Below are 12,453 nucleotides of genomic sequence, written 5' to 3' on the forward strand. Positions count from 1 at the left end.
TTCAGGAGCGGCCTTCATGTTCGGCTGCGGTGAGGTTTGCCCGCAGCCGGACCATCTGCTCGCGCAAATGGCGCTGCTCTTCGGGAGCCAGCCTCGTTGCGCGCTGCATGCTGACCCGGACCGCCCTGCCTCGCTCGCGGAGCGCGCGGCCCTGAGCCGTCAGATTGAGGCGGACCTGCCGCTCGTCCTGCGGGTCGCGCTGGCGCGTCACCGCGCCCATCGCCTCCAGCCGCTTCAGCAGCGGCGTCAGCGTACTGGAATCGAGGAAGAGTTTTTCGCCGAGCTGGCCGACGGTCTGGTCGGCCAGCTCATAGAGCGCGACCAGCGCAATATATTGCGGATAGGTGATCCCGAGCTCGTCGAGCAGCGGCTTGTAGACACGGTTGAAGGCGAGATTGGTCGAGTAGACCGCGAAGCACAGGAACTCGTCGAGCCCCGGCAGCCTGTCGACGCCGGCCTGCTCAGCCGCCTGTCCTGTCTCACCAGCCATTGCACTCCTCCCGAAAAAGGATCGCTCACAGGTATTTGATGCGCGATTTGTTTTCAAGCGATTGAGCGGCGAGGCTCAATAATTTACATGTCGAGCGATTAAATCGTTCGACAAATAAATGATTGGAGCATGACATGGCCCGCATCGTTCCGTTGACCGCCGCGGCGGGCGCCCAAACTCAGGCGGAACCGACTTCGACGCTGCGCCGCCTGCTGGCTGCTGCGATGCTGGCCGCGACCGCGAGCTTTGCGATGACCTGCAGCGCCTTCACTGGCCCACGCAGCTACGGCCCCAGCCCGATCACGACATCGAACGCCCCGCCACGGCGCGGCGCGGCTCGTTCCTGACGCTCCCTCCGAGGAGATGACACGATGAACTTCGTTCTCGCCTATCTCGCCGGCGCCCTGACCATTGCCAGCCCCTGCATCCTGCCGGTCCTGCCTTTCGTGCTGACGCGCGCCGGCCAGCCTTTCCGCAGCAGCACCTTGCCGATGCTGCTCGGCATGGCGCTGGCGTTCGCAGGGGTCGCGAGCCTCGCCGCCGTCGCCGGCAATTGGGCGATTGCGCTCAATAGCCATGGCCGCAGCGTCGCCCTCGGCCTTATCGCCCTGTTCGGGCTCGCTTTGCTGTTTCCGGCGCTGGCGGCACGCCTCGCCGCGCCGCTGACCGCGCTCGGCGAGAAGCTGGCGCGTGTTGCGGGCGCCGACGGCCGCACCGATCTGCGGCCGGCCTCCTCCGCTTTGCTCGGCGTCGCCACTGGCCTGTTGTGGACGCCGTGCGCCGGGCCGGTGCTCGGCCTGATCCTCGCCGGCGCCGCTCTCGGCGGGCCGAGCCTGACCACCGCGCTCCTGCTCTTCGCCTATGCTGCCGGCGCGGCAACGGCGCTGGCTGCCGTTCTCCTGCTGGGCAACCGGCTGCTGGCAAGGGCCCGGCGCCCCGCCGCTCTCCTCGAACCCGTGAGGCGGGGCCTCGGCGTCGCGGTTGTCGCGAGCACCTTCGCCATCGCCCTGGGCTTCGACACTAGCGTCCTCACCCGCCTGTCGGCATCGACCACCGCCGCCATCGAGCAGCGCCTCCTTGAGATCGCCATGCCAGCCGCTCCAAGCCTCGTTACGACCGCGCAGGCGCAGCCGGCCGCCAAGCCGTTGTTCGGCGCCAAGCAATGGCTCGATCGCGAGCCGCTCACGGCCGAGAGCGTGCGCGGCAAGGTCGTGCTGGTGAATTTCTGGACCTATTCCTGCATCAACTGCCTACGCACGCTGCCTTACGTCCGGGCCTGGGCCGAGAAGTACCGGGATCGCGGCCTCGTCGTGGTCGGCGTGCACACGCCGGAATTCGCCTTCGAGAAGGACCCCGCCAATGTGCGCAAGGCGGTCGCGGCGCTCGGCGTGACCTATCCGGTCGCGATCGACAACGACTATGCGGTCTGGCGCGCCTTCGGCAACCAGGCCTGGCCGGCGCGCTACTTCATCGACGCGCAGGGCCGCACCCGCCATCACGAGTTCGGCGAGGGCGACTATGCCGCCTCCGAGCGGCTGATCCAGTCGCTGCTCGCCGAGGCCGGTGGCAAGGTCGAACCCGGCATCGCCAAGGTTTCGGGCGAGGGCGCGCAAGGAGCGCCCGATTTCGCCAATCTGCGTTCGCCCGAGACCTATCTCGGCCATGCCCGCAGCAGCGGCTTCGCCTCGCCGGGCGGCATCAGGGCCGACGCGCCCGCGACCTATGAAGCTGCGACCTCCCCGCGCCTGAACCAGTGGAGTCTCGCCGGCAGCTGGACCGTCGCCGGCGAGTTCGCGGCATCGCAACAGGCTGGCGGGCGAATCAACCATCGCTTCCATGCCCGCGATCTGCATCTGGTGATGGGACGCCTGCCCGGCGGCCCGCCGGTCCGCTTCCGCGTCACCATCGATGGCGCCGCGCCCGGAAGCGCCCATGGCGCCGATATCGACGCCGAGGGCTACGGCACGATCAGCGACGAGCGACTCTACCAGCTGGTCCGCCAGGACGGGCCGGTGAAGCCTCGAGACTTCAGCATCGAGTTCCTCGATCCCGGCGCCCGCGCCTACGCCTTCACCTTCGGCTGACCGGCCGCCAATCCAAAAAAAACGGGAGGAAACCATGAAGCTCTATCTCAACGAAGTCTCGTCCGCGACCGCACGGGTGCGCATCGCGCTCGCCCTGAAGGGTCTCAAGGTGGAGGAAGAACGCGTCACCATCTTCGGCGATGACGCCGCCAGCCGGACGCCGGAGTATCGCACACTCAATCCGCAAGGGCTGGTGCCGGCCCTCCTCACCGACAGTGGCTGGCTGATCACGCAGTCATTGGCGATCATCGACTATCTCGACCAGATCGCCCCGGAGCCGCCGCTGCTGCCTGCGGAGCCTGAGCAGCGAGCCTTCGCCCGCTCGGTCGCGCTCGCCATCGCCGCCGAGATTCACGCATTGCTGCCGCCACGCGTCGGCGCCCGCCTGAGGAGCCTTCCCGGTGTCGGGCCCGAGGAGATCGCGAGCTGGAACCGGCACTGGGTCAGCGAGGGGCTCTCTGCCGTCGAGGCGCTGATCGCAAGACGGCGCACCGGCTGCTTCGTCGTCGGCGACCGACCGTCCATCGCCGATATCGTGCTGTTCCCGCAGACGGTCGGCGCCATCCGCATCGGGCTCGATATCGCGCAATGGCCCAACATTGCCGAGATCGCCGGCCATTGCCGCGCCATTCCCGCTTTCGCCGAGAATGCACCGGCCTCGCCGAAGTAGCGGGCGTCAGCCGGCCCGCACCTGCGAGGGCGAGCGGCCGAAGCGCTTGCGGAAGCTGCGGTTGAAATAGGAGAGATCGCCGAAGCCGACCTCGAAGGCGACGCCGCTGATCGTGATCGCGTCGTCCTCGGCCGACATCAGCTTGAGCCAGGCGCGCTCGAGCCGGCGCTCCAGCACATAATCGGAGAAGGTGCGCCCTTCGGCGCCGAAGGCCTTCTGGATGGCGCGCGGGGTCACGCCGTAGAGCCCGGCGATCATGTCGATCGAGAGCTCGCGCCGCTCCAGCCTGGTCTCGATATCGGCCTTGATCGCGGCGAGCCGGCCGCCGCGCCGCGGCGTCGCGGTCACCGGCGGAGCACTGCGATCGGCCAGCATCACGCCGATCAGATCATGGACATGGCCGATGGCGAGATCGCGCAGCGGCGCCGAGTTGAGCGGGAAGAGGCCGCGCAGCAGCAGCGCGCCGTAATGCGCCAGCACCTGCAGGCCGCGATTGCCGCGCGGAACCGCCTGCATCAGTTCGTCAGGAGAAAGCTGTGTCAGCGCCGGCAAACGCATCGGATCGAGCGCGATCAGGTCGATGCGGCCGAGCTCGACCAGAGTGAAGCGCGTCTCCTGCGCGAGATCGACGACAGCGGCATCGCGAGCCCGCAGCGAGATGCGGCGGCCCGCCTGTTCGATCACGCAACGGCCATCGGAGGGGCGCACGAGAATATAGCGCGACTCCTGCCCGTCCCGGTGCGGCGGCCAGGTCCAGGGCGTCACCGGCGAGAAGCAGGACATCAAACCGATATCGGGTTTCGTCGTCAGCGCACTGCGGGCCGCGAAAGGCAGGGCCGTGTCGGCGCGGATATCATCGCCTTCGGGCGCGCGCCCGAAAACCTTGTGCGCCATCGCCTGGACCTCCTCGGGCGCGGCTTCGCCCGAGACCAGCCAGACCGGCGCGAAGCTCTCGGCCTCGCTGGCCTTGGCCTTCACAGACCGTGGCAGCGCGGCCACAGCCGCCTCGTCCCGCATTGGAGTTCGCTTTTGTCCTATAGCGCGTTCGCGCACGTCCAAGATGATGTTTTCGATATAACTTTAGAGATCGCTAGAACACAACGCATAGCGACCCATTCGCCGCAGAGATCAATGAATAAAACTAGTTTATTCTAGTTCTAAACTAAGATCGAAACGGCACCACAACTTCAGATCGAGTGATGTCGAGCGATACTCTCGCGCTTCGGCACCGCCCCGAGCCGACGACGACAGGTGTCTTCATGAGCAAGCGCGCTTCCCTCGCCATCAGCCTGCCGGCTCTGCTTTGCGCCTCGGCGGCGATGGCGCAGTCGACGCCCTCGCCCGTGATCGATCTCGATACGATCACCGTCACGGCGGCCCGCACCGAACGGAGCACGGCCGAGACGCCGCAATCGATCCAGGTGCTCGACCGGGCGCAGATCGAGGAGCAACTGAAGTTCAGCCCGAACGCCGCGGCCGCACTCGGCAAGCTGGTGCCCGGCTATTCGATGTCGACGCAGACGGTGTCGAGCGCCTCGGAGAATTATCGCGGCCGCGATCTTCTGGTGCTGATCGACGGCGTGCCGATGAACACGCCGCTGCGCGATGTCTCGCGCATCCTTTCGCTGATCGACCTCAACACGGTCGAGCGCATCGAGGTCGTCGCCGGCGCCTCCAGCCTGTATGGCGCCGGCGCGACCGGCGGCACGGTCAACTTCATCACCAAGACGCCGGCGGACGGCAAGCCGCGGGTGACGGTCAACACCGCCGTGCGCGGCTTCACCCAGGCGCTTGGCCGCTCGCTGGCGCCGGAAGCCTCGGTCACCGTCTCCGGCAAGATCCCGAACGGTTTCGACTACCTGATCTCCGGCAGTGCCCGCGGCGCTGGCCGCACCTATGACGGCGCCGGACGCGAATTGCCCTCGGACGGCCTGCTCGGCCAGGGCGGCGGCGACCGCTACAAGGCCGGGAACCTCCTGGCCAAGCTCGGCTATGATTTCGACGCCAGCAAGCGCATCGAACTGCAGGGCTCGCTGATCGCCTTCGACCAGGACCCGAAATACCTGACCAACTACGCCGCGCCCTTCGCCCGGCCGGACCGGACCCAGCTCTATACCGGCCAGAACGTGATCGAGGACACCAAATCGGTCTCGCTGCGCTACAGCGACAGCGACTTCGCCCTCGGCAAGCTCAGCCTGCTCGGCTACTACAACGACATCAAGAAGCGCTTCAATTACTCGACCTTCTCCTACCCCTATAACAGCCAAGTCTACTACTCCTTCAACCCGGCCTCGCCGACGAGCCCGGACAACCAGACCACGCTCTATTCGCAGCGCGGTGGCTTGAACCTAACGATCGACACGCCGCTCGATCGCATCCTACCCGGCGCCAAGTTCACCTGGGGCGGCGACCTCAGCCAGGAGAAGACCTGGCAGACCCTGACCAATGGCCAGGACGTGTTCACGCCGCTGAAGCAGACGACGAGCGCCGCCTTCGGCCAATTGCAGATTCCGATCGGCGAGCGGATCACCCTGCGCGGCGGCCTGCGCTACGAGTACTTCTCGCTGGATGTCAGCGACTATGTCCGCCCGGCCGCCTATGCGGCGGTCGCCGCCAACAACGCGCAGGGCTTCCAGAGCTTCGTGCTGCCGGCGCTCAACGTCACCGGCGGCAAGTTCGACTACAAGGCCTGGACCGGCAATCTCGGCGCGACGGTGAAGCTCTCCGAGAGCAGCGAGATCTTCGGCGGCTTCTCGCAGGGCTTCGCGCTGCCGGATGTCGGCGCCTTCACCCGCCGGGCCGGCATCTCCACCGCCTTCGCCTGCCCGGTCGCGACCCCGAACTGCCTGCCGGCGAACCGGCGCAGCATCAGCTATGCCTCGATCGCGCCGGAAGCCCAGATCGTCAACAACTACGAACTTGGCATCCGCGGCAGCCACGGCATCTTCAAGGGCTCGCTGACCGGCTTCATCAGCACCTCCAGCAAGGGCGTGACCTTCGACCAGGCCAGCAACACGATCTCGCAACAGCGGGAGCGGATCTGGGGCGTCGAGGCGACCGGCGACGTCGCGGTGACCGAGCAGCTCACCCTTGGCACCGTCCTCTCCTATCGCGAGGGCCGCTACGACACCAATGGCGACCGCAAGCTCGACAGCGCCCTGCCGAACAACCGCATCGGCTCGCCCTATCGCGGCATGCTCTATGGCAGCTATCGCTTCAGCAACGGCATGCAGCTGCGGCTCGAGGGCGAGGCCTTCTCGGATCGCGACGTCGCGACCGACCTGCGCGGCACCCGCAACAGGCTGAAGGGCGCGGCGACGATGAACGTCGCCTTCACCGCCCCGGTGCTGGAGGGCGAGGCCTATGTCGCGGTCAACAACCTGTTCGACCGCAACTACCAGAACCCGACCGCGACCTCGGTGCGCAACCTCGCCAATTATGCCTGGGGCCGCACCGTGACGCTCGGCTTCCGCAAGACCTTCTGACCATGGTCAGCCTCGACAGCGACGCCGACGGCATCGTCACCCTGCGCTTCGCGCCGCCTTATGCCGACAATGACGAGCGCGCCTATCTCGACGCGCTCGCCGAACTCGGCCGGCGGCAGGAGCCCTTCTTACTGCTCACCGTGTTTGGCGGCGGCCGCAAGCTCTCGCAGGCCGGCGAGCGCGAGCAGGCGATCTGGTTCAAGCGGACGCGGGCGCAATTCGGCACGCTCTGCGGCGCCTGCGCCATCGTGCGGCCGGGCGCGACCGAGGCGATGGCCGATGTCTTCCGCCGGCTCTGGCCCTTCCCGATCAGCCTGGAGACCGACGAGGCGGCGGCGCGCGCCTTCCTGCTGAAGCACAGGAGAGCGGCATGAGCACGAGCGAAGCGAGCATCGGCGCTGCGCCAACCAATGCGGCGCGCTACCGGCTCTTCGCCGTGCTCGGGGGCCTGTATCTCGCGCAGGCGATCCCGTCCTATCTCTTCGTCGCGGCGCTGCCGCCGATCATGCGCGAGGCCGGCGTCTCGCGCACCGCCATCGGTTACATGAGCATCCTGCTGCTGCCGCTGGTGCTTAAATTCGTCTGGGCGCCGTGGATCGACCGGATCAGGCCGTTCGCACGGGCGCACCGGGCCGGCTGGGTCTTCATCACCCAGACCGGCACGATCCTGTGCATCCTGGCGCTGATCGCGGTCGGGCCGCTCGATGTCGGCAAGATCATCGCGATCGGCTTCGTCGCGTCGCTGCTGATCTCGACGCAGGACATCGCCACCGACGGCTATGCCGCGAAATACCTGCCGGAGGCCGACCGCGCGATCGGCAACGCCATCCAGGGCGGCTCGATCGCCTTCGGCGTCGTCATCGGCGGCACGCTCGGCCTCGTCCTCCACCATTACATCGGCTGGACCGGCATGCTCGTCACCATCGCTGCGATCTCGCTCTTGCCGCTCGTCGCGGCGGCGATGATGCGCGAGGGCGATCCTACACCGGCCGAAGCCGCCAAGCGTCCCTCGATCCGCGCCTTCCTGCGCCGTCCGGAGGCGCGCCAGATTCTCTGGATCGCGCTGATCTACCGGGCGAGCGAGGGGCTGGTGAAGGCGATGGAGGGCTCCTACCTCGTCGATGCCGGCGTGCCGCTCAATCAGATCGGCTATCTCTCAGGGATATCGGCGACGACGGCGGGCCTCGCTGGTTCGGCGATCGCGGCCTGGCTGGTCAAGCGCCGGGGCATCGCCTTCGTGCTCGCGCTGCTCGGCGCGGCGCGCACGCTCTGCTTCCTGCTCTTCGCCTGCCATGCGCTCGGCGCCGTCGTCGGCGCCTGGCCGCTGTTCGGCGCGGCCGGCTTCCAGACACTGATCCGCTATATGGAGATCGTCGCGCTCTATTCGCTGTTCATGGCGGTGACGACTTCGGAGCAGCCGGGAACGGACTTCACCATCCTCGCCTGCGCGCAATTGCTGGTCTACCTCGCCGGCTCGATGCTGGCCGGCAAGCTCGCCGATACGCTGGGCTATGGCGCCCTGTTCTCCCTGGCGACCGCAATCTCGGCGGTCGCGGTGATCGCGACCGTCAGGATGATCGCAACGGCCGGAGCCATAGCACCGGAAAAGGCCGCCTGAACGCGGCTGCGGGCGCGAGCCTCACACGCCGGCCTTGGCCAGGGTCGCACGGAAGACCTTCGCCACCTTCTTGAAGCCGGCATCGGTCGGGTGAATCTCATCCGCCCAATCGGGGAGCTTCAATGTGTTCCTGACATCGGCGACGTGGACGAACGTCTTCGTGGAGTCGCCAGCGACGCGCAGCAGCATGTCGTAAAGCGCATCGATCAGGATACGGATGATCTCGCGCTGCAGGTCGACGTCGAGGATCTTCTTCGCCTTCATGGCGCTGCCGAGCCATTTGTCCTGCTTCGCCCAGATCGGATCGCGCTTGTCGCCGTCGAAGCCACCCGGGATCGCATAGTCGTAGCCGTGGATGATGATCGGCAGTGTCGCGAAATCGGCATCCTTGCGCACGGTCGCGACGACAGAGCGATAGGCCTGCTCGAGGAACTGCAGGATCTTTGACAGGCGCGCCTGGTCGATGTGCCAGGCAGCACCCTGCCCCTTCTTGTACGGCTTCAGCAGCGTCGCCAGCACCGGATTGCCCAGCTCGTCCTCTCCGATCACATCATTGCCGGCGGCGGAGAACAGGAAAGCCCGGACCTTGCGCTTCTTCATGCGCAGAAGACCGTTCTTCATGTACTCGGCATCGCCATAGACCATGTTCTGGGCGGTATCGCCGGCCGCATCCAGGCTCCAGATCAGATGGTCGCTGCCGAGCTGGTCGATGACATCCGCGAGCAGGAACGGAAATTGGAACCAGCTGTCACCCTCGGACACCAGGACCGGCAGCTTCTCGGTCTCGACCCTTTGCCGGAAGGTCTGCTCGCGCCGCCAGCGGGCGACACCGTTGGCCCAGTTCATGGCGCTCTCGATCTCGAAGCGCGCCTCGGGACCAAGCTCCACGGCCGCCGGATTGGGCCTGATGGCCGGATCGAACGGGCCGCTGTCGGCGGGCACGGCCTTGAGATAGCGGGCGATTTCATGATCCGGAACAGCCGGATCCATCAACTTGGCGCGAAACTCCTCATACGAGATTTTGGCCATGGCGCTCTTCCTTCCCCTGCGTCATATATATATCATTAATTGCACATCCTAATATCGCATAAGAATAATTGCAGAAGCATGCTTGGCCGGAAGCTGGGCTTCCCAAGCAGGGAGGGGCGCCAAATGCTGTCGAAACAGGAGCAGAAGTCCGCGCTGGAGGCTGCCTCGCGCTGGCGCGAGCGCGCAACGCCCCGCAAACGTCAGATCGAGGCGGCCGAGAAGGGCGAGTATACCAAGGCGGACACGGCCGAGCGCCTGAAGCGACGGATGGAGCGGCTGAAGGCGCTCGTCGCAGCTCGCATGCAGCGCGGCGCCGCCGCCGACGAGAGCGCTCGCGAGGCGATCTCGGTGCCGGCGCTGACGGCAGCCGATGTCACCGACGAAGCCGTGGAGCGCGTGATCGGCGAAACGCGCGACTTCCTGTCGATCGAATACTTCGAACGCGGCCTGCAAGCCGCTGCCTGCGTCGGGCGGATCATGACCAACGGCGCGATCAACGGGACCGGCTTTCTCGTCGGCCCGGGGATGGTGCTCACCAATCAGCACGTGCTCTGGGACATCGAGACGGCGAAGAGCAGCTATTTCGAGCTCGACTACGAAGCCAACACCTTTGGCACGCCGAAGATCGCGCAGGGCTATGAGCTCGATCCGGACAGCTTCTTCATGACGGACAACGACCATGACTTCGCACTCTGCGCGGTCAAAGGCACCTCGCAGAACGGCAAGGCTCTGGCCGACTATGGCCACCTCGCGCTGATCGCCGAGGAGGGCAAGATCACGATCGGCGAACCCGTCAATGTGATCCAGCATCCAAAGGGCCGCTTCAAGCAGATCGCCATCCGCAATTCACGGCTGCTCGACCTGTTCGAGGGCGCCGCCGACACGCGCTTCTTCCACTATGATGCCGACACCGAGAAGGGCTCGTCGGGCAGCCCGGTGTTCAACGATCAATGGGAGGTCGTGGCCCTGCATCACCAGTCCGTGCCGAAGACCAATCCCGACGGCAAGCTCATCGACGAGAAGGGCAAGGTGCTCAGCGCCAACGACGAGGACAGGATCGTCTGGATCGGCAATGAGGGGATCAGAACCTCCCGCCTGGTCAAGACGATCGGTGCGCTCCCGGTCGCCAACGCACGGCAGGATCAACAGCGCAAGGACCTGCTGGCGCTTTGGCTGGCGCAGAGCCCGCCGGGCTCGGAGTCGGGGGCGGCGGAATCGGCGCCGCCTCCGCCGCCGAACCCGCCGCCGGTTCCGCCATCCACGGCATCGGTCGCGTCCCGCCGCCCGCCACCGCCCGAGCCCCCGCCAGCTTCACGCGAAACGCCCACGACCGTGGCGGCCTCGATCGTGCTGCCGCTCAGGATCGATATCTCGATCGACGGCTATGCGAAGGACACATCGTCGACCGTCGGTCCCGCCGCCAATTTCATGGAATCGGCGCGCCCTGACCCGGGCGATCCGGATTATCGCCACCGGCCGGGCTATATCCGCGACTTCCTCGGCTTCAAGGCACCGCTGCCGCAGCTCGTCGACGCCCGGCACGGGCCTCTGCTTGCCGTCGGCAACGATCCGACCGGCGAGTTGAGATACCATCACTTCAGCGTGCTGATGAATGCACGGCGGCGCCTGGCCTATGTCTCCGCCTGCAATCTCGACGCCTCGGCACCATTCCAGCACAAGCGCGAAAAAGGCTCGGAAAACTGGTTCTTCGACCCACGCATCCAGCAACGGCTGCAGGCGGGCGGCGTCTATTACGCCTCCAACCCCCTCGACAGAGGCCATCTCGTCCGCCGCGACGACGCAGCCTGGGGTGCCGACGCCGCCGAGGCGAAGCTCGCCAACGACGATACCTTCCACTGGACCAATTGCTCGCCACAGCACGAGATCTTCAATCAGTCGTCGCTTGCGAAGAGCCGCGGGCTGAAGCTGTGGGGAACCCTCGAGAATGCGGTCAGCGCGCTCGCCCCCGGCTACGGCTCCAAACTGAACGTCTTCAACGGCCCGATCTTCGACGATGGCGACAAGCCGTTTGGGCAGGACTTCTTCATCCCGGCTGCGTTCTGGAAGGTGATCATCGTCAAGGGCGATGACGAGCAGCCGCACGCCCTCGCCTTCATGCTGAGCCAGGCCGAGCAGCTGAGCACGCTGGTGACCGAACGCTTCGCCCCGGCCGAGCTTGCGGACTTCGAGACCGCCCAGGTGCCCATTGCCCGGTTGACGACGTTGACGGGCCTGGATTTCGGAACCGTGGCGACATGGGACCCCTTGCGCTCCTCAGCCGGAGCGGCAGCCCCGGAATCGAATCTCCGCGCGCCGTCCGCCATCCTGCTCAAACACGAGGGATCGATCCGGTTCTGATCGCAGGCGCAAAGCGCGCCCGGCCCAAACAGACGGCGTCGGGCGCCTTCCCTACCGTCGCCCTTCATGCGAGGCTGCCGGCGAAATCGCCTGTGCCGCAAGATCGCCTGTGCCGAAGGAGAACACCATGGGTTGGGTCGTCCTTGGACTGATCGTCGTCGTCGTGGTCTGGCTGATCATGACCTATAACGGCCTGGTCGCGATGCGCCAGCGCGTCAACCAAGCCTTTGCCGACATCGACGTGCAATTGAAGCAGCGCCACGACCTGATCCCGAACCTGGTCGAGACCGTGAAAGGCTATGCCAGCCACGAGAAGGAAACCTTCGACGCGGTGATCAAGGCGCGCAACCAGGCGCAGGCCGCGAGTGGGCCGCACGACCAGGCCGTGGCCGAGCAGCAGCTCACCGGCGCGGTCGGCCGCCTGCTGGCGCTGGGCGAGGCCTATCCCGACCTGAAGGCGAGCGCGAACTTCCAGCAGCTCCAGCAGGACCTTGGCAATGTCGAGGACAAGCTGGCGGCGGCGCGGCGCTTCTTCAACAACGCCGTCAGCGAGTTCAACGCGGCGATCCAGGCCTTCCCGGCGGTATTCTTCGCGCCGCAAATGGGCTTCAGCCCGCGCGAATTCTTCGATGTCGGCGAAGAGACGCGCAAGCAGATCGAAGTCGCACCGACCGTAAAGTTCTGATCGCGCCTGTCGTAGGCGTCACAGCGGAGCTGCG

The 12,453-nt window shown here is 66.3% G+C and carries 11 protein-coding genes; 8 read left to right on the forward strand and 3 right to left on the reverse strand.

What is annotated here, in order from left to right:
* Window position 1: 1 nt before the first annotated feature.
* Window positions 2-490, reverse strand: a complete 489-nt coding sequence (locus tag ACWIGM_RS15265; RefSeq protein ID WP_454026758.1) for a MarR family winged helix-turn-helix transcriptional regulator — start codon at window positions 488-490, stop codon at window positions 2-4.
* 134 nt (window positions 491-624) lie between these two features.
* Here ACWIGM_RS15265 and ACWIGM_RS15270 point away from each other — a divergent pair, with 134 nt between their 5' ends.
* The 3 genes from ACWIGM_RS15270 to maiA are packed head-to-tail and all read left to right on the forward strand — an operon-like array spanning window position 625 to window position 3,244.
* A complete protein-coding gene (locus tag ACWIGM_RS15270) occupies window positions 625-837 on the forward strand; it encodes a hypothetical protein (protein ID WP_454026759.1) in 213 nt (70 codons plus the stop codon).
* A 24-nt stretch (window positions 838-861) separates the two neighbouring features.
* Window positions 862-2,574 carry a cytochrome c biogenesis protein DipZ gene (locus ACWIGM_RS15275; RefSeq protein WP_454026760.1) on the forward strand — a complete coding sequence of 571 codons (1,713 nt, stop codon included), beginning with the start codon at window positions 862-864 and terminating at the stop codon, window positions 2,572-2,574.
* Between the two features lie 34 nt (window positions 2,575-2,608).
* Entirely contained in the window at window positions 2,609-3,244 is a 636-nt protein-coding gene (gene maiA / locus ACWIGM_RS15280) for a maleylacetoacetate isomerase (protein ID WP_454026761.1), read from the forward strand.
* Between the two features lie 6 nt (window positions 3,245-3,250).
* Here the strand turns inward: maiA and ACWIGM_RS15285 are convergent, their stop codons facing one another.
* Window positions 3,251-4,243 carry a helix-turn-helix transcriptional regulator gene (locus ACWIGM_RS15285; protein ID WP_454026762.1) on the reverse strand — a complete coding sequence of 331 codons (993 nt, stop codon included), beginning with the start codon at window positions 4,241-4,243 and terminating at the stop codon, window positions 3,251-3,253.
* Window positions 4,244-4,443: 200 nt separating this feature from the next.
* On the opposite strand from ACWIGM_RS15285, the gene ACWIGM_RS15290 reads away from it, so the two are divergent.
* From ACWIGM_RS15290 to ACWIGM_RS15300, 3 genes are read left to right on the forward strand one after another with little or no spacing between them, the layout of a single operon-like run.
* Window positions 4,444-6,729 carry a TonB-dependent receptor gene (locus ACWIGM_RS15290; protein WP_454026763.1) on the forward strand — a complete coding sequence of 762 codons (2,286 nt, stop codon included), beginning with the start codon at window positions 4,444-4,446 and terminating at the stop codon, window positions 6,727-6,729.
* A 2-nt stretch (window positions 6,730-6,731) separates the two neighbouring features.
* Window positions 6,732-7,103, forward strand: coding sequence for a hypothetical protein (locus tag ACWIGM_RS15295; RefSeq protein ID WP_454026764.1), 372 nt, complete (start codon window positions 6,732-6,734; stop codon window positions 7,101-7,103).
* Window positions 7,100-8,347: an MFS transporter gene (locus ACWIGM_RS15300; protein WP_454026765.1), complete on the forward strand. Its 1,248-nt coding sequence runs from the start codon at window positions 7,100-7,102 to the stop codon at window positions 8,345-8,347. The genes ACWIGM_RS15295 and ACWIGM_RS15300 overlap by 4 nt, the downstream gene beginning before the upstream one ends.
* 21 nt (window positions 8,348-8,368) lie before the next feature.
* Here the strand turns inward: ACWIGM_RS15300 and ACWIGM_RS15305 are convergent, their stop codons facing one another.
* The gene (locus tag ACWIGM_RS15305) at window positions 8,369-9,376 is read right to left on the reverse strand and encodes a hypothetical protein (protein ID WP_454026766.1); all 1,008 of its coding nucleotides are present in this window, start codon (window positions 9,374-9,376) and stop codon (window positions 8,369-8,371) included.
* A 123-nt stretch (window positions 9,377-9,499) separates the two neighbouring features.
* Between ACWIGM_RS15305 and ACWIGM_RS15310 the strand changes: the two genes are divergently transcribed.
* Both ACWIGM_RS15310 and ACWIGM_RS15315 read left to right on the forward strand, forming a co-directional pair.
* Entirely contained in the window at window positions 9,500-11,734 is a 2,235-nt protein-coding gene (locus ACWIGM_RS15310) for a DNA/RNA non-specific endonuclease (protein WP_454026767.1), read from the forward strand.
* A gap of 127 nt (window positions 11,735-11,861) precedes the next feature.
* Window positions 11,862-12,419 carry a LemA family protein gene (locus ACWIGM_RS15315; protein WP_454026768.1) on the forward strand — a complete coding sequence of 186 codons (558 nt, stop codon included), beginning with the start codon at window positions 11,862-11,864 and terminating at the stop codon, window positions 12,417-12,419.
* Window positions 12,420-12,453: the final 34 nt, after the last annotated feature.

This window comes from Allobosea sp. NPDC055332 (assembly GCF_053645455.1).

Excerpts from the sequence above, each read along its gene's own strand:
- ACWIGM_RS15265 (WP_454026758.1), bottom strand. The coding sequence starts at position 490 with ATGGCTGGTGAGACAGGACAGGCGGCTGAGCAGGCCGGCGTCGACAGG.
- ACWIGM_RS15270 (WP_454026759.1), top strand. The coding sequence starts at position 625 with ATGGCCCGCATCGTTCCGTTGACCGCCGCGGCGGGCGCCCAAACTCAG.
- ACWIGM_RS15275 (WP_454026760.1), top strand. The coding sequence starts at position 862 with ATGAACTTCGTTCTCGCCTATCTCGCCGGCGCCCTGACCATTGCCAGC.
- maiA (WP_454026761.1), top strand. The coding sequence starts at position 2,609 with ATGAAGCTCTATCTCAACGAAGTCTCGTCCGCGACCGCACGGGTGCGC.
- ACWIGM_RS15290 (WP_454026763.1), top strand. The coding sequence starts at position 4,444 with ATGTCGAGCGATACTCTCGCGCTTCGGCACCGCCCCGAGCCGACGACG.
- ACWIGM_RS15295 (WP_454026764.1), top strand. The coding sequence starts at position 6,732 with ATGGTCAGCCTCGACAGCGACGCCGACGGCATCGTCACCCTGCGCTTC.
- ACWIGM_RS15300 (WP_454026765.1), top strand. The coding sequence starts at position 7,100 with ATGAGCACGAGCGAAGCGAGCATCGGCGCTGCGCCAACCAATGCGGCG.
- ACWIGM_RS15305 (WP_454026766.1), bottom strand. The coding sequence starts at position 9,376 with ATGGCCAAAATCTCGTATGAGGAGTTTCGCGCCAAGTTGATGGATCCG.
- ACWIGM_RS15310 (WP_454026767.1), top strand. The coding sequence starts at position 9,500 with ATGCTGTCGAAACAGGAGCAGAAGTCCGCGCTGGAGGCTGCCTCGCGC.
- ACWIGM_RS15315 (WP_454026768.1), top strand. The coding sequence starts at position 11,862 with ATGGGTTGGGTCGTCCTTGGACTGATCGTCGTCGTCGTGGTCTGGCTG.